The sequence below is a fragment of the Marinospirillum alkaliphilum DSM 21637 genome, from assembly GCF_900119735.1.
Lineage (GTDB): Bacteria > Pseudomonadota > Gammaproteobacteria > Pseudomonadales > Halomonadaceae > Marinospirillum > Marinospirillum alkaliphilum.
Genome location: NZ_FPJW01000001.1, coordinates 206,113 through 220,903, shown reverse-complemented (window position 1 = coordinate 220,903; position 14,791 = coordinate 206,113). Strand labels below are relative to the sequence as shown.

Annotated in this window: 14 protein-coding genes; 1 reads left to right on the top strand and 13 read right to left on the bottom strand. The window is 51.8% G+C overall.

Annotation, left to right across the window (positions count from 1 at the left end; all coding sequences use genetic code 11):
* Positions 1-73: 73 nt before the first annotated feature.
* The 9 genes from BT114_RS01045 to BT114_RS01005 all read right to left on the bottom strand — a co-directional run bounded on the left by BT114_RS01045 (position 74) and on the right by BT114_RS01005 (position 10,071).
* On the bottom strand, positions 74-2,614 hold the full coding sequence (locus tag BT114_RS01045; protein WP_072324459.1) for a toll/interleukin-1 receptor domain-containing protein: 2,541 nt from the start codon (positions 2,612-2,614) through the stop codon (positions 74-76).
* Positions 2,615-3,354: 740 nt separating this feature from the next.
* The gene (gene nifM / locus BT114_RS01040; RefSeq protein WP_072324458.1) at positions 3,355-4,194 is read right to left on the bottom strand and encodes a nitrogen fixation protein NifM; all 840 of its coding nucleotides are present in this window, start codon (positions 4,192-4,194) and stop codon (positions 3,355-3,357) included.
* Positions 4,178-4,666, bottom strand: coding sequence for a nitrogen fixation protein NifZ (locus tag BT114_RS01035; protein WP_072324457.1), 489 nt, complete (start codon positions 4,664-4,666; stop codon positions 4,178-4,180). Before BT114_RS01035 ends, nifM begins: the two co-directional genes overlap by 17 nt.
* Positions 4,663-5,007, bottom strand: coding sequence for a nitrogenase-stabilizing/protective protein NifW (nifW, locus tag BT114_RS01030; protein ID WP_072324456.1), 345 nt, complete (start codon positions 5,005-5,007; stop codon positions 4,663-4,665). Before nifW ends, BT114_RS01035 begins: the two co-directional genes overlap by 4 nt.
* A gap of 7 nt (positions 5,008-5,014) precedes the next feature.
* Positions 5,015-6,160 (bottom strand): homocitrate synthase, encoded by a 1,146-nt coding sequence (gene nifV, locus BT114_RS01025; protein WP_072324455.1) that lies wholly within the window; start codon positions 6,158-6,160, stop codon positions 5,015-5,017.
* Between the two features lie 25 nt (positions 6,161-6,185).
* Entirely contained in the window at positions 6,186-7,385 is a 1,200-nt protein-coding gene (nifS, locus tag BT114_RS01020) for a cysteine desulfurase NifS (protein WP_072324454.1), read from the bottom strand.
* A gap of 21 nt (positions 7,386-7,406) precedes the next feature.
* On the bottom strand, positions 7,407-8,390 hold the full coding sequence (gene nifU, locus BT114_RS01015; protein WP_072324453.1) for a Fe-S cluster assembly protein NifU: 984 nt from the start codon (positions 8,388-8,390) through the stop codon (positions 7,407-7,409).
* A gap of 13 nt (positions 8,391-8,403) precedes the next feature.
* Positions 8,404-8,727, bottom strand: coding sequence for a HesB/IscA family protein (locus tag BT114_RS01010; RefSeq protein ID WP_072324452.1), 324 nt, complete (start codon positions 8,725-8,727; stop codon positions 8,404-8,406).
* A 243-nt stretch (positions 8,728-8,970) separates the two neighbouring features.
* Positions 8,971-10,071 (bottom strand): malate dehydrogenase, encoded by a 1,101-nt coding sequence (locus BT114_RS01005; RefSeq protein WP_072324451.1) that lies wholly within the window; start codon positions 10,069-10,071, stop codon positions 8,971-8,973.
* A gap of 205 nt (positions 10,072-10,276) precedes the next feature.
* Between BT114_RS01005 and BT114_RS01000 the strand changes: the two genes are divergently transcribed.
* Positions 10,277-11,770: a diguanylate cyclase domain-containing protein gene (locus BT114_RS01000; RefSeq protein ID WP_084661761.1), complete on the top strand. Its 1,494-nt coding sequence runs from the start codon at positions 10,277-10,279 to the stop codon at positions 11,768-11,770.
* Here BT114_RS01000 and BT114_RS00995 read toward each other — a convergent pair whose 3' ends face one another.
* Genes BT114_RS00995 through BT114_RS00980 form a run of 4 tightly spaced genes read right to left on the bottom strand, consistent with a single transcriptional unit; the run spans position 11,771 to position 14,778 of the window.
* Positions 11,771-12,136, bottom strand: coding sequence for a YciI family protein (locus BT114_RS00995; protein ID WP_072324450.1), 366 nt, complete (start codon positions 12,134-12,136; stop codon positions 11,771-11,773).
* Positions 12,133-12,975, bottom strand: coding sequence for a YciI family protein (locus tag BT114_RS00990; RefSeq protein WP_072324449.1), 843 nt, complete (start codon positions 12,973-12,975; stop codon positions 12,133-12,135). Before BT114_RS00990 ends, BT114_RS00995 begins: the two co-directional genes overlap by 4 nt.
* A gap of 14 nt (positions 12,976-12,989) precedes the next feature.
* The gene (locus BT114_RS00985) at positions 12,990-14,291 is read right to left on the bottom strand and encodes an RNA polymerase sigma factor (protein ID WP_072324448.1); all 1,302 of its coding nucleotides are present in this window, start codon (positions 14,289-14,291) and stop codon (positions 12,990-12,992) included.
* On the bottom strand, positions 14,281-14,778 hold the full coding sequence (locus tag BT114_RS00980; protein ID WP_072324447.1) for a VOC family protein: 498 nt from the start codon (positions 14,776-14,778) through the stop codon (positions 14,281-14,283). Before BT114_RS00980 ends, BT114_RS00985 begins: the two co-directional genes overlap by 11 nt.
* Between the last annotated feature and the right edge of the window lie 13 nt (positions 14,779-14,791).

Below are 14,791 nucleotides of genomic sequence, written 5' to 3'. Positions count from 1 at the left end.
CATGAAACCCATGAAACCCATGAAACCCATGAAACCCATGAAACCCATGAAACCCAAGTACCGTAACCTTAGACTATCCGATACGCTTCTGTTTTTGCTCCATTAATTGCTGACCTTTAACTGATAGGCCTAATAGCCTCGATAGTTGCTGTTTCTCCTTGTAATCGACAGGAAACATATAAATATGCTGAATTACCAGCTCTTTCAAAATCCGAGTACAGACAAAATTTCCTTTTAATTTCTCAACACTCTTAGCGATACTTTTTATATCAATACGCTTCAAAAAATGGAGCTCAATAGACTGCTTAAGAAGCAGCAGTGCAGGCGTCGGCTCCTTTTCCTCTATTGATCTATATATCTCCATAGCCTCCTTAGATCCAACTGAAGCGGCAATTTTTCGAACCACACTATTTATTACACCGTAGGTTAGATGTAGATAAGCATTTTCAGCATACTTCTCAATTTCATCATTTGTAAGTCTTGGATTCTCTGAGAGATGAGATGAAATAACTTTTACAATTTCATTTTTTGCAATATCAGACATGGCGATAAAATACTTTAAAAATCTAAGCCCAGCATTAATTCCATTTTCAGCTAAAACATTTAGTGAATCCCTCTTCAATGAGGCATGGCGATTTCTAATTATTTGACCAGCTATTTCCATACCTTTAAAAGTTTTATTTATATCAGCCAGTATACCAGGATACTCAAACTCATCTTCATCACTCTGAGATCGCTCACTAACATCTAGCTTTTCATTATAGGCATCACGCTCCTTTTGAACTTCTCTCTGCTCCAGAATAAGCTCCGGAATTTGTCTCATAAAGTCATTCATGAAAGATAGCTGATCTGTATCAAGCGTTGCAGATGGGTGTTCATCAAATAGTTCAGAAAGTACCTTTTTAAGAAGATTTATTACCCATCCATCTTTTGTGTGATGAGCCACAAATATTAAAATATTAGCAAAATCTTCCCTATGAAGATTATCCAGAAGGTAGCTTACTTTATCTTGAATATCCACATACTCCAAGTAGGACTCAGAAATCTTCTTTCCAACAAAAAAATAATATATATATGGATATTTAAATCCGGTTTTAAATTCTTTAACCTGTAAAATAGAATGGCTTGAAAGCCTAGATATAACAACCTCTTTATCTACATCCAGGTACAACTTGCAATATTCCTCAAAGAACTCATCAAGCTGAGCTTCGTTAGGGTTTTTGTTATTTACAAATATCCACCAAGCAAGCTCTGTTAGTACATTTAGGTACTTATCAAAATCCCTCTTGTTTATTTTTGCATTTTCAAATGACTGGTAAATAAGCTGCTGATAGCAGTGTCCATGCGAAGAAAGCTCAAGATTTAAATTTGTGTGCGCCTCAAACATTTGAAGAAGCATCAATATATAAATTGGTTTTGGTGGAACAATATTCTTTTTTACCACCGAATTAATTGTATCTTTAAGCTCATCACATCTTGTATAAAGATCTTCTTCAGTGATGGTTTGCTCTACTCCAAGCGATATCCACCGCTGAATAATTTCCTCCCTCTTTTTATTTCCAAGCCCCATAATTTCGGCTTGAGCAAAATCATCAAGAGCAGGTATCTCATCTATAAGCAATGAAAAAGCTAACTGATGTGTGAATATACACTTGCCAGACAAATTGCAGATCTCAGTTATGAACTTATCCCGATACTTTCGATTGAGCCCAATATCATCAATGTTGTCAATTATTACAACCTTATCATTCGAGCTTATGAAGAACTCATATGACACCCCGCAATACTGTCGAGCAAGCTCTTTCTTTATTATAACTTCAGGGTTTGAGTCCTTAACACTACCCCCCTCCAATATTAATGGAATTTTTGATTGCGCTAAAAATGACTTATAGTAGTACTTTAAAAGTGAAGTTTTACCCTGCTGTTCCTCGCCAAATACGAGAAATCTCTCAAATTTGCCAGGTAAAAAGCAAGCACTTCTATAAGTCCTTAATTCATTTTTAGGCTCACTATCAATTTCAACATCAGGAATAGTGTAAATATCCGATAGTTTTATCCTATTCACCTTCCTGTGGGTTAGCATTATTTCTGTATCATCTATCCAATCCAGAATAGATTCAGTAGGGTGTACCCCCCCTGAATCAACCAGCTTAATGCCTGCATTTTTTTTTGGCTTAAACTCACTTATATTCTTTTTTATTCCGTGGATCACATTAACCCATGCTTCATCTCTATCTGGCCATAGAGCTACTGGTTGAGCATCCTTAGGAAGACCTTGCAACTCAGAGAGTGGTGTGTCAGACCAGTCAACTGATCTAATTACAATTGGTATGAGCTGCGCCTCCCCTGACTTATGCATTGATAAAGCTGTTTCTGCTTCAATATTCACGCAATAGTCAGAACTCAAGAAAGACGAGCTAATTAGAAACAAAATTAAATCAGAATCCTTCAGATTTTCACTTATTTCATTACTCCAATTAGTTCCAGGAACTATTTTCCTATCATTCCATTCACTAATAACACCAGACCTTAAAAGACCAGATAAGTGCTCCGTCAAGCTGTTCTTAAACTCTTCATCTTTGTGTGAATAGCTAATAAATACTTTTACTGTCATTTTTACTCCATTATATTTTATATCCGTCTAACACTATTTAATATCTACTGTAACAGATATTTATTGTTAAAAATAACTCTTCCAAATTAAGGTGCTTAAAGCATATGCAAAGCATTTCACCTTCAGGAGAAGCATAGAATCACTCTTGTCCCATATAGCGGCAGAACCAAATTGACTATCAAGCACCAGTAAAAATAAAGACAGGTAAACCCTGTGGAGTCTCATAGACGTCCAGAAGTATCTGGTATTATACCGATTGCACCCTTGTGTAAATTCTACCAACCGTAATTGAACCGATCTGTACTCTAACAAAATGTACCGCTGAGTCAACCGCTTCTATTCAACGAAACTCACGTGCTCAGCACCTTTCACATTTAACTCTGCACCCAATCTTTTAAAGGCGCCATTTGTTTATGGAAATAGGCTTTTTTCAAGGAGTCATCTTTTTTCAGATGCTCTATTCCTCGATAAACCTAATCCCATTGAGCGGACTTCCCCCAGTATTGTTGCCCCTCCCCCCCCCAAGCCTCACAATGAGGCAGCTTCCATCCTTCCTGCTTAGGTTACATTGTGCCATTGATTGACTATATGAGCTGCGTAGATCTTTGTTCATCGCATTCATCATGCGCTGGAAGTTACAAAGCATTGTAAAAGAAAAAGCCAGGCTGGGGATGGGTAGGAAAAGAAAACCAGCCACCCGGGGTAAACCGGATGGCTGGTTGTTTTATACGGGGCAAGTGTTACAGCTGCAGCATCCAGCGTTTCTGGAGTTGCTGGCGTTGTTTGTCTTGCAGGTATTCGAGGATTTTGGGACGGGCTTGTTCCAGGCTGGTGTTTTCAGCCGGGATGATGGCCTCGCAATACAGGATGTGATACCCCAGAGGTGAGCGCAGGGGCGGGCTGATGTCTCCGGCCTGCATTTCAAAAAGTGCCTGATCCAGGGCTTCAAACAGCAGCCCTTTGGTGACCAGTCCCAGCTGTCCACCTTCCACCGCGGTGGGGCACTGGGAATGCCGCAGGGTCAGTTCGGAGAAGAGCTCCGGACGCTTTAACAGGCGGGCACGGATGGCTTCCATCTGTTGCAGTACCAGCAACTCACCGGCATCGGCACGGTTTTCATCCACGGTGATCAGCAGGTGACGGGTGCGGCGCTTTTCCGGGATGGTGAACTTGTCTGGGTACTGGTGATAAAAACGTGCCACGGCTTCGTCGGAAACGGGTTCAGCACGGCTGGCAACCTTTTCCAGCACGGCTTCAATCCGCAGTTCACGACTCAGTGCCAGACGGTAAGACTTGGGAGTCAATTGCACCAGTGCCAGTGCCTGCTCAAACTCCTGCTCTGTTTCATAACGTCCGCGAATGCGCAGCCAGGCATCTTCCAGAGTGGCTTCCGGCAGGTGCACCTGCTGGCTTTCCGGCGCGGCCAGTACCTTTTCTTCCAGCCGGTACTGGCGCTCGGCCTGCGCCATGACTTCCTGCAACTCTTTTCCTTCCAGCTCATTGAGTTGTTTGCCGTAACGGGCATCGGCTATTTTCAATCCCAGATAGGCCAGCGCCTGGGCTTCAGTCAGCTGTAGCATGTTCCGGCTCCCGGTAACCCAGTGCAGCGGCTTCCTGCTGGTTCATCAGTGCCTGCTCCGGTACGGCCAGCACATGACCGGGGAACAGGATGTGATAGGTCACTCCGGTTTCGGGATCATCCCGATTCACCTTCAACACTTCGCCCAGGGTGCCGGGCTCCACCACAATTTCACCGCGCAGCGACAAGGCCAGGCGGGAATGCACCTTTTCGCGGCTTTCAAACAGGCTGGGTGTCCAGGGATCGGAGGCTGGTACCAGCTCTTCTTCACGGCAGCCGACCTGCAGGTCCTCTTCGATGAAGTGTACGGTGTAGATGATCTGATCCTGCAAAAAAGTGCCGATGTTGCGCACATGGCCGGTCTGGCCCCTGCGGATTAACAGGTCGCCCTTGTCCTTACCAGGGAAACTGCCGTCGTTGCGCACATTGCGGATCACCCGCACTTCATCGCCATAGTCATAAATCGGGTTCATTTCACACCTCCAATGGCACCCAGGGACACAAAACCACTGCCGGGCTGTCCACGCTTGAAGATTTTCAGCACCTTTTCCTGCTGGGCACTGGAATTGACAAAACTCAGGTAGGCCTGCCCCAGCAGTTGCTGGTAATGCTCAAAGCGGGCATCCAGGGTTTCCGGCATCGGCTGGGCAGCCAGGTAATTGTGGAAACGCTGCAGGATATGCAGGCGATTCACCTGCACCACACGCGGATCGTATTCAATTTTGAAAAACACCAGAAAGTCTTCGGCACTTTCCAGCTCCTGCAGTGCATCGTCAAAGTCCTCAAGGGATTCGATTTCATCGGCATCCAACATACACACCTCACATCACGGCAGAAGAATTCACAGAAAGGGACTGATACAGGCTAAGCAGTTCAGTATCCCGCGGGGGTTGTTTGTTGAGGCCGCTGCGGCGGCGGATTTCCTGCAACAGCAGGCGTGCCTGTTCAACACTCAGTTGAATGCCCAGACGGGCATAACTGGCTTGCACAGCACGGCTGCCGGAATGTTTACCCAGTACCAGCTGATGACTGCGACCCAGCAGCGCCGGATCAACTCCCTGATAGATCAGCGGGTCTTTTAACAGGCCATCCACATGAATGCCTGCTTCGTGAGTGAACACGCCCTCACCCACCAGGCTTTTCTGCCAACTCACCGGACGACCGGAGGCCTGAGCCACCAGTGCAGACAACTCAGGGAAGGCGGTCAGGCTGATGCCGGTGTCCATGCCATACAGCTGATTCAGACCCAGCACCACTTCTTCCAGTGCGGCATTACCGGCACGTTCACCCAGGCCGTTCACAGTGGTGTTGATGTGGGTGGCACCGGCACGGGCAGCCGCCAGACTGTTGGCAGTCGCCAGCCCCAGGTCATCGTGGGCGTGCATTTCAATCTGCAGGTCACAACGGCTGGCCAGTTGGCTGATGCGCTCATACACCCCGAAAGGTTCCATGATGCCCAGGGTGTCGGCAAAACGGATGCGACTGGCTCCGGCCTGCTGGGCGGTTTCCGCCAGCTGCAGCATGAATTCCGGGTCCGAACGGGAGGCATCTTCACAACCCAGGATGATGCGGTAGCCCAGATCACAGGCACGCGGCACCAGCTCACGAATCTGCTGCAACACCCAGTCACGGCTTTTTCTGATCTTGCGCTCCAGATGCAGATCAGAAGAAGCAATCGACAGGTCCAGCCACTGGATCGGCAGCCCGGCACTGGCTTTCAGGTCATCCGGGTGCATGCGCCCCCAGGCCACCAGTTCAGCCGACAGGTTCAAAGCGGCCAGGGCACGAATGTCATCCCGCTCCACTTCACCCATCGCCGGAATACCCACTTCCAGTTCGGGTACACCCAGGGCATCCAGCCGGGTGGCAATGGCGCGCTTTTCATCCAGCGTGAACGCCACCCCGGCAGTCTGCTCACCGTCCCGCAGGGTGGTGTCATCAATGATGATGTGTCTGGGCTGAGTCATGGGTGGCTCCTGTTCATCTGGCGTATCAGGCATAAGCCGGATCAAAGGCTTCTTCAACCGGGGCACCGTCTTTCCAGTAGGGTGAAAGTTTACGCAACTGGTCGATGATGCCCGGCAGCACTTCAATCACCTTGTCGATTTCCGCTTCGGTGGTGTAACGCGACAGGGAAAAACGCACAGTGCCGTGGGCGGCGGTGTAAGGCAGCCCCATCGCTCGCATCACGTGGGAAGGCTCCAGTGAACCGGAGGTGCAGGCCGAACCGCTGGATGCAGCAATGCCGTGTTTGTTCAGCAGCAGCAGGATCGACTCACCCTCAATGTATTCAAAAGCGATGTTGCAGGTGTTGGGCAGGCGGTTATCCGGGTCACCGGTGACAAAAGCATGGCTGACTTGAGCCAGGATGCCCTGCTCCAGCTTGTCGCGCAGGCGCTTGACTTCAGTGTTCTCATGCTCCATCGCGGCCAGTGCCATTTCTGCGGCCTTGCCCAGTGCCACAATGGAAGCCGAGTTTTCAGTACCGGCACGACGACCACGCTCCTGATGCCCACCACGCAGCAGTGGACGGAAGCGGGTGCCACGGCGCAGGTAGAGCACACCAATGCCCTTGGGGGCATGGAGCTTGTGGCCGGAAATGCTGAGCAGATCAATTTTGGTGTTTTTCAGATCCATCGGGATCTTGCCCACCGCCTGCACCGCATCGGTGTGGAACATCACCCCGGCATTCCAGGCCATTTCAGCCATTTCCACCACCGGGAAGAAGGTGCCGGTTTCGTTATTGGCCCACATCACACTGACAATGGCGGTCCGGTCACTCAGCAGGCTTTGGTACTCATCCAGATCCAGCCGCCCTTTACCGTCCACCTTCAGGTAGTGCACGGTGTAACCTTCTTTTTCCAGGTACTCACACAAGGCCAGTACGGCCGGGTGCTCCACCACCGTGGTGATGATTTCCTTGCGCTCCGGCTGAGCCTTTAATGCGGAAAGAATGGCGGTGGAGTCACTTTCGGTTCCGCAGGAGGTGAACACAATTTCGGTTTCATGTTCGGCACCCAGCAGTTGCTGGATCTGCTGGCGGGCAGCTTTTAATGCCTGACCCACACGGTTACCGTAGCTGTGCAGGGAAGACGGGTTGCCGAACTGCTCGGTGAAATAAGGCAGCATGGCTTCCACAACCGCAGGATCAACCTGGGTGGTGGCATTGTTGTCCAGATAAATGGTGTTCATGCGTTATACCCCCGTGATGAATCAGGCACTTGTGGCAGGCGCTTTGCTGACCGGAACCAACTGGATGAATTCCTTCAGTTCTTCCATCATCTGCTGCTGGATGCCACTGAGGGTCATGCTGGCCATCTGGCAACCACTGCAGGCACCGGTCAGCTTGACGTAAACCATGCGGCCATCCACATCAATCAGCTCAATGTCACCACGATCCCGCTGCAGCGCCGGACGGGCCCGCTCAATCACTTCTTCAATCTTGCGAATGCGCTGCAGGTTGGTCAGCTTCGGTGCACCACTGGCTGCCGGTACTGCACCGGCTGCAGCAACAGGCATTTCAATCTGGGTCAGTGCCGCCATGGCATCAGCCTGTACTTGGTCGACACTCTTGTTGACCGGTGCAGCATTCACCACCTGAGCCGCATCACCACTGAAGGCTTCACCACGCTCAGCCATCACTTTGGCAAGAATTTCTTCAATGCCTTCATGGCAGGCTGAACAGCCGCCACCGGCCTTGGTGTAGTTGGTGACTTCTTCCACCGTACTGAGGCTGTTGGCACGAATGGTGTCTTCAATCAGCACCGCATCGATGGCAAAACACTTGCAGATCAGTGCGCCTTCTTCGTGATCATCACTCCAGACTTCACCCCGGTAGTTGGCCACGGCGGCCTGCAAGGCTTCACGCCCCATCACCGAACAGTGCATTTTTTCCGGCGGCAAACCATCCAGATAATCAGCAATGTCCTGATTGCTGACCTTGAGTGCTTCATCCAGGGTTTTGCCCTTGATCATTTCGGTCAGTGCCGAAGAAGAAGCTATGGCTGAACCACAACCAAAGGTCTGAAAACGGGCATCCAGAATCACTTCAGTTTCCGGCTCCACCTTCAGCATCAGACGCAGGGCATCACCACAAGACAGCGAGCCGACATCACCCACCCCATTGGCATCTTCCAGCGCACCGGCATTACGCGGGTTGTAAAAGTGTTCCTGAACCTTCTCGGAATAATCCCACATAATCTGTTCCTCCTCAGGCGGCAAAAGACTTGCCGCAGTTGCAGGCAGCCTTGGCGTTAGGGTTTTCAAACTTGAAGCCACTGCCTTCCAGGCTTTCCACAAAATCCACGGTGCAGCCGTCCAGCATCGGGAAACTGGTCGGGTCGACCAACAGGCTGACGTCACCAAAAGGCAGTACCTGATCTTCAGCACCGGCTTCAGTTTCCAGCTGCATGGCGTACTTGTGCCCGGAGCAGCCACCATCCGAAACGGAAATGCGCAGTCCAACCACCGGCATACCTGCCTGTTCAATAAAGCGGGCGATGGTTTCCTGGGCCTTGGGGGTAAGGGTGATCATGACAAGCCTCCGAATCTCTTCTGGGTGAACAGCCTCTGACGGACTGCGTTACCTTGCTGTGGCAAAGCCTGTGCCAGTTCGGCAACACGCCCAATCCGTTGATCTGGCGCAATATTTGGCAGAAGTCGCACAAAGAAGGGATGTGCAAAAGAAGACTTGTGTGGGGTTTTGTCGGGTTTAAAACAAGAATTGTCGGATCAGAAGCCCCTTTGACCCCAGACAGGGATCAAAGGGTTCAGGGCGTTACATCACCCGGTTGGTGGTCAGGTATTTGGAAGCTGATTCCGGGCCGGTGCCGTCAGCATAAAGGGTGACACCAGAACGCAGGCAAATGGACAGATTCTCATGAGAAGCTGCGGTTTCAGCAGGCAAGAGGTGCTCCACTGCAGCCTTTTCCTCGAGCAGTTCGGTTTCAGTGGTTTTCATCATCTGCAGGCTGAAGTCATTCAACTGCAAACCCCGCACAATCTGGTAACGGCCATAGTTACAACGCACCGGGAAAGAATAGAAGATACCCTTGGTGATGCCATAACTGCCATCACTGACAATACCCATGCTGACAACCTGCCCTGAGGGTGTACCCAGCACCCAATCCCGCATGTGGTGAATCACTGCCTGAGCGGCAGATGCTGCGCTGGATACACCTCGCGCCTGAATAATCTGCCCGCCACGGGTTTGTACCCGGGGAATGAATTCGTTTTTGTACCAGCCATCATCTATCTGATTCAGTACCGGCTCACCCAATACCCGAGCATGGTGCAAGTCCGGGAACTGAGTCGTGGAATGGTTGCCCCAGACAATGATGCCATCAATATCCTGTGGGTTGGCGCCGGTATGATTGGCCAGGATGCCTTTGGCACGGTTGTGATCCAACCGGGTCAAAGCAGTGAATTGTGATGGAGACAGACGCGGCGCATTACGGCTGGCTATCAACGCATTGGTGTTGGCCGGATTGCCCACCACCAGTACCTTCACATCACGGTTGGCATGATCATTCAATGCCTTGCCCTGGCGGGTGAAAATTTCGGCATTCACTTCCAGCAGATCACGCCGCTCCATACCCGGTCCGCGTGGGCGAGCACCAATCAGGATGGCGTAATGGGCATTGTTGAATCCCTCTTCCACATTGTCATGCAGGGTGATGGTATGCAGCAGCGGAAAGGCACAGTCTTCCAGTTCCATTGCCAGTCCACGCAAGGCTTCCATACGCTCTGGCATTTCAATCAATTGCAGGATCACCGGTTGGTCGTCACCCATCATGCTGCCATCAGCAAGCTGGAACAACAGGCTGTTACTGATGGCACCGGCAGCTCCGGTGATGGCAATACGGACAGGTCTTCTCATGATGGCAAGCTCACTATTCTGGTTTCTTATCAGTTATCAATAAATCTTATAGCTTTTGTGCCGCCAGCATAGACCAAAGTCAAAGAAGGGTTAACCCGTAGTCCCTGTGGTGTCTTGTCGCAAGACCTGACTGAAACTCTGAAGTGACATCACTCCATCAATATGCTTACAATTGATTACACCCTCTGCAGGGCACCACCAGACAATGATGCACCCCGCTTATGCAGCCTCGTCAGTAACCTCCCCCACCCACATCCGTTGGTTTTACGCCTGGCTGGTGTTATTGCCGCTGATGCTGTCGACTCTGCCTGCCTGGAGTGCTGAGTCTGCCGCCACACCACCGGTACGCATGTGCATTGACCCTGACTGGGAACCACTGGAAAGGTTGACACCGGAAGGTGAGTTCATTGGCATCGCTGCCGACCTGCTGGACATGATTTTTGCCCGTGTCGGTCTGGACTATGAAGTGCAACCCAGCCGTGACTGGGATGAAAGCCTGGCCATGGCCCAGGTGGGTGACTGTGATGCGCTGGCACTGCTGAACCAGACCGAAGCACGCAGCCTGTGGTTGATATTCACCGAACCCTACCTGACTGATCCGAATGTCATCATTGCCCGCAGCGATCACCCTTATGTGCGCAGCCTGCAAGGCATGGCTGGAAGCCGGGTGGCATTGCCCAGTGGCACCTCCATCATGGAGCGGGTCAGGCGGGATTTTCCCGATCTCACGGTGATTCCGGTTGCATCCGAGTTTGAAGCCTTTGACCTGATCGACAAAGGACTGGCCGACTTCACCATTCGCTCTTTAACCGTGGCTGCTTACACCATCCGCAAGGAAGGCTGGTTCAACCTGCGGATCGTGGGTGCCATACCGGAGTACCGCAACCAGTTGCGGATTGGCTTGCTGCCGGAACATCAGGCCGTGCGCGACCAGCTGAATCTGGCGATTGCCACCCTCACTGAACAGGAAGTTCAGGCTGTATTGAACCGCCACATCCATATTGAAGTGAACCAGCCCCGCAACCTTGGTGTGATTCTGGTCATTCTGGCGGCTTCATTGCTGGGCATGGGATTGCTGCTGGCCTTCGGTTTGCACCAATACCACAGTGGCCAGCGCCTGTTAAAGCTCAAACACCAGTTGGAACGGACGCTGGAAGCCAAAGATGAAGCCGAAGCACAAATGCATTTTCTGGCCCGACACGACTCCCTGACAGGCATCGCCAATCGCCTGCAATTGATGGAGCGACTGGACGTGCAACTGGCTCAGGCCCAGCGTTACAGTCACTCACTGGCAGTGATTTTCATCGACCTGAATGGTTTTAAACCAGTCAACGACACCTGGGGCCATGAAGTGGGTGATCAACTGCTCAAAGCCGTGGCACAACGACTGCAACATCAATTACGCAGCACAGACCTGCTGGCCCGCATCGGTGGTGATGAATTTGTGGTGCTGCTGCCAGAGATCAGCAACCCGGATGAACCGGCCCGCGTGATGGACAAACTGGCCGCTGCCGTGGCAGAGCCTTTTATGCTGAACACCATCACCCTGAACATCAGCGCCAGCCTGGGGCTGGCGACCTATCCTGATGACGGTGAAAGCGCATCCGAACTGCTGCAACATGCCGACAAGGCCATGTATCGGCATAAAGCAGAAAACCGTCAGAACCAGAACCAGAAGCAGTCAGCAGATCCGGACTGATCAGACCGGATCTTTGGGTGGCAATTCCCGCACCGGACGGATTTCCACACTGCCGAATCGGGCCGGTGGTATTTTACTGGCCAGCTGGATGGCTTCATTCAGATCCTGAGCATCCAGCAGATAAAAGCCCGCCAGTTGCTCGCGGGTTTCTGCAAAAGGACCATCCGAAATCAGCAACTCACCATTACGCATGCGCAGGGTGGTAGCAGTATCCGTTGGGTGCAGCGCCTGCCCTGCCAGATACTTGCCCTTTTCCACCAACCCCTCAACACAGCCGATGCACTGCTGATTCAGGTCATGCCATTCCTGTTCAGACATGGCATTAACCTGACTTTCCTGGTAATAAACCAGTGCCAGATATTTCATGAATCCTCTCCATTACAATGCGAGCAGTTGATGATCCAGCCGATGCCGAACCGATCCGTCAGCATGCCAAACCCTTCTGCCCAGAAGGTTGCGCCAAAAGGCATCTGCACCTGCCCACCTGCTGCCAGCTGTTCAAACACCTGCTGCGCCTGTTCAACCTGTGCATATTCCAGTTGCACCATCATGCCCCTGGGTAGCTGATAGTGGTCGGCAGGTGCATCTGAGCCCATCAGACGGCGTCCGCCGATGTTAATGCAACCATGAATGATCTTGTCTTGCCAGTCAGCAGCCACTTCACTGGCAGCAGGTGTTTCACCATGAGTCAGCAGTGCCTCGATACGACCACCCAGCAGATCGGCATAAAAACTCAGTGCTTCCCGGCAGTGACCGTTGAACATCAAATAGCTATTGATGCCGGATGGCTGCCGGGTCAGTTGTTGATCAAGCTGGCGATGCACTTCCAGCCCCTCACCTTCGGCAAAGTCTGCAAGCTCATAATAGCGCCGTAGCTCCAGCGTCAGCTCACCGTCACCGACATCCTCGCGTGGCCACTGTCTTGCCCATTCGATGGCCTGTTCCGGTGAATCCACTTCCAGCACCGTGAAACCGGCCAGCAGTTCTCTCGTTTCGGTAAAAGGTCCCTGGGTCACCAGGGGTTCACTGCCGCGGAACGTCAGGCGATACCCTTCCGATGTCGGTCGCAGGCCTTCTCCGGAAACAAACACACCCGCATCATGCATTCGTCTGTTGTATTCACCCATGGATTGCAGCAGCTCATCTGAAGGCATGCAGCCCTGTTCGGTTTTGCTGTCTGCCTTGCGCATCATCATGAATTTCATCGTTTTCACTCCTGTTATCTGTCGAGACCCTTGTTCTGGTATCTCTTGTCGTCCCTGACCTGCTGAAATCGACACTGCTCCAGGCGTTTTTTCAGATAACGTCGTTCAGGCTCCTGCTCACACAAGGCCAGCGCCTGCTGATAGGCCTGCATGGCAAGATCCAACTGGTCATTGCGTCGATACAGATCAGCAACAGCTGCATGAAACAGATGATAATCCTGCAACTGCCCTTCCGCAGCCAGCGCACGCAGGGCAACCAGACCAGCCTCAGGTCCCCGGTGCATGGCCAGGGCCACGGCACGATTCAATGCCACCACGGCAGTGGGCAGCTGATGATGAAGGTGGTCATATAATCCCAGAATCTGGCCCCAGTCCGTTGCATCCGGTGTTGCCGCCTCAGCATGCAAGGCCGCAATGGCCGCCTGGAGGGTATAAATACCCGCATGCCCCTGTTTTAAAGCCCGCTCAAGCCATGCCTGGCCCTCATGAATCTGTGCCTGATCCCAGCGACTGCGATCCTGCTGTTCCAGAGTGATCAGATCACCCTCAGCATCCAACCGTGTCTCACGCCGGGAATCCTGCAGCAACAACAAAGCCAGCAACCCCATGGCTTCAGTGGCCAGCAGCAGTTGCACCAGCTGTCTGGCCAGACGTATGGCTTCCGCCGACAACTGCACGTCCAGCAACTGCTCACCACTGCTGCAGGCATAACCTTCACTGAACACCAGGTAAATCACCTGCAACACCGCCTGCAGTCTTTCCGGCAACTCACGTTGCTCCGGTACTTCATAGGGAATGGCCGCATCACGGATCTTGCGTTTGGCACGCACAATCCGTTGTGCCAGGGTGGCGGGTTTCTGCAGCAGAATACTGGCAATCTGTTCGGTGGTGAGGCCGCAGACCTCACGCAGGGTCAATGCAAGCTGGGCTTCACGCCCCAGTCCGGGATGACAGCAGGTGAAAATCAGCCGCAACAGGTCATCGGTTATCACTTCGTCACCAGTCGTTTCGGGGCTTTCGATCAGTTGTTCCACCTCCCGGGGTGGCAGGGCTGTTTCATGCTTTTGTTTACGCAACCTGTCGATGGTGCGAAAACGTCCGGCACTGATCAGCCAGGCCAATGGTTGCGCCGGTATGCCTTGTTGCGGCCAGTGCCTTGCTGCCTGTGCAAAGGCTTCCTGCAGGGCATCCTCGGCCAGCTCAAAACTGCCCAGCAGGCGAATCAGGGTTGCCAGCACCTGACGGGAATGCTGGCGATAGAGCTGATCCAGTTGCCGGTGAATGTCCGGCGCAGAGGTTAAAGGGTCATCCGGCATAAGCACGCTGCAACGCATCCAGTTGAATCTTTTTCTGCTGCAGCATGACTTCCATCACCCGATTTGCCTTGTCAGGGTCTGGGTCATCCAGCATGTGAGTCAACTCATCCGGAAATACCTGCCAAGACAAACCAAAACGGTCTTTCAGCCAGCCGCATTGCTGTGCTGCAGGATCACCACCTGCCGCCAGTGCCGACCAGTAATGGTCCACCTCAGCCTGATCCTGACAGATCACCTGCAGCGAAATGGCTTCATTGAACCTGAAGTGAGGCCCACCATTGAGTGCCGTGAACGGACAACCATCCAGTTCAAAGCTGACTGTTAATACTGAGCCCGGTGGCTTGCCATGGATCTCTTGCCCGGCATCGGGATAACGGCTGATGTGGGTGATGCGAGATGAAGGGAAAATTCCAACGTAATACTCCGCTGCAGCCTTGGCCTGATCATCAAACCAGAGACAGGGAATAATTTTCTGTTGCAGTTGCATGTAAACCTCCCGA

Bases quoted from the DNA above. Each gene is read 5' to 3' on its own strand.
- BT114_RS01045 (WP_072324459.1), bottom strand. From the start codon at position 2,614: ATGACAGTAAAAGTATTTATTAGCTATTCACACAAAGATGAAGAGTTT.
- nifM (WP_072324458.1), bottom strand. From the start codon at position 4,194: ATGCTACAGCTGACTGAAGCCCAGGCGCTGGCCTATCTGGGATTGAAA.
- BT114_RS01035 (WP_072324457.1), bottom strand. From the start codon at position 4,666: ATGAACCCGATTTATGACTATGGCGATGAAGTGCGGGTGATCCGCAAT.
- nifW (WP_072324456.1), bottom strand. From the start codon at position 5,007: ATGTTGGATGCCGATGAAATCGAATCCCTTGAGGACTTTGACGATGCA.
- nifV (WP_072324455.1), bottom strand. From the start codon at position 6,160: ATGACTCAGCCCAGACACATCATCATTGATGACACCACCCTGCGGGAC.
- nifS (WP_072324454.1), bottom strand. From the start codon at position 7,385: ATGAACACCATTTATCTGGACAACAATGCCACCACCCAGGTTGATCCT.
- nifU (WP_072324453.1), bottom strand. From the start codon at position 8,390: ATGTGGGATTATTCCGAGAAGGTTCAGGAACACTTTTACAACCCGCGT.
- BT114_RS01010 (WP_072324452.1), bottom strand. From the start codon at position 8,727: ATGATCACCCTTACCCCCAAGGCCCAGGAAACCATCGCCCGCTTTATT.
- BT114_RS01005 (WP_072324451.1), bottom strand. From the start codon at position 10,071: ATGAGAAGACCTGTCCGTATTGCCATCACCGGAGCTGCCGGTGCCATC.
- BT114_RS01000 (WP_084661761.1), top strand. From the start codon at position 10,277: ATGATGCACCCCGCTTATGCAGCCTCGTCAGTAACCTCCCCCACCCAC.
- BT114_RS00995 (WP_072324450.1), bottom strand. From the start codon at position 12,136: ATGAAATATCTGGCACTGGTTTATTACCAGGAAAGTCAGGTTAATGCC.
- BT114_RS00990 (WP_072324449.1), bottom strand. From the start codon at position 12,975: ATGAAATTCATGATGATGCGCAAGGCAGACAGCAAAACCGAACAGGGC.
- BT114_RS00985 (WP_072324448.1), bottom strand. From the start codon at position 14,291: ATGCCGGATGACCCTTTAACCTCTGCGCCGGACATTCACCGGCAACTG.
- BT114_RS00980 (WP_072324447.1), bottom strand. From the start codon at position 14,778: ATGCAACTGCAACAGAAAATTATTCCCTGTCTCTGGTTTGATGATCAG.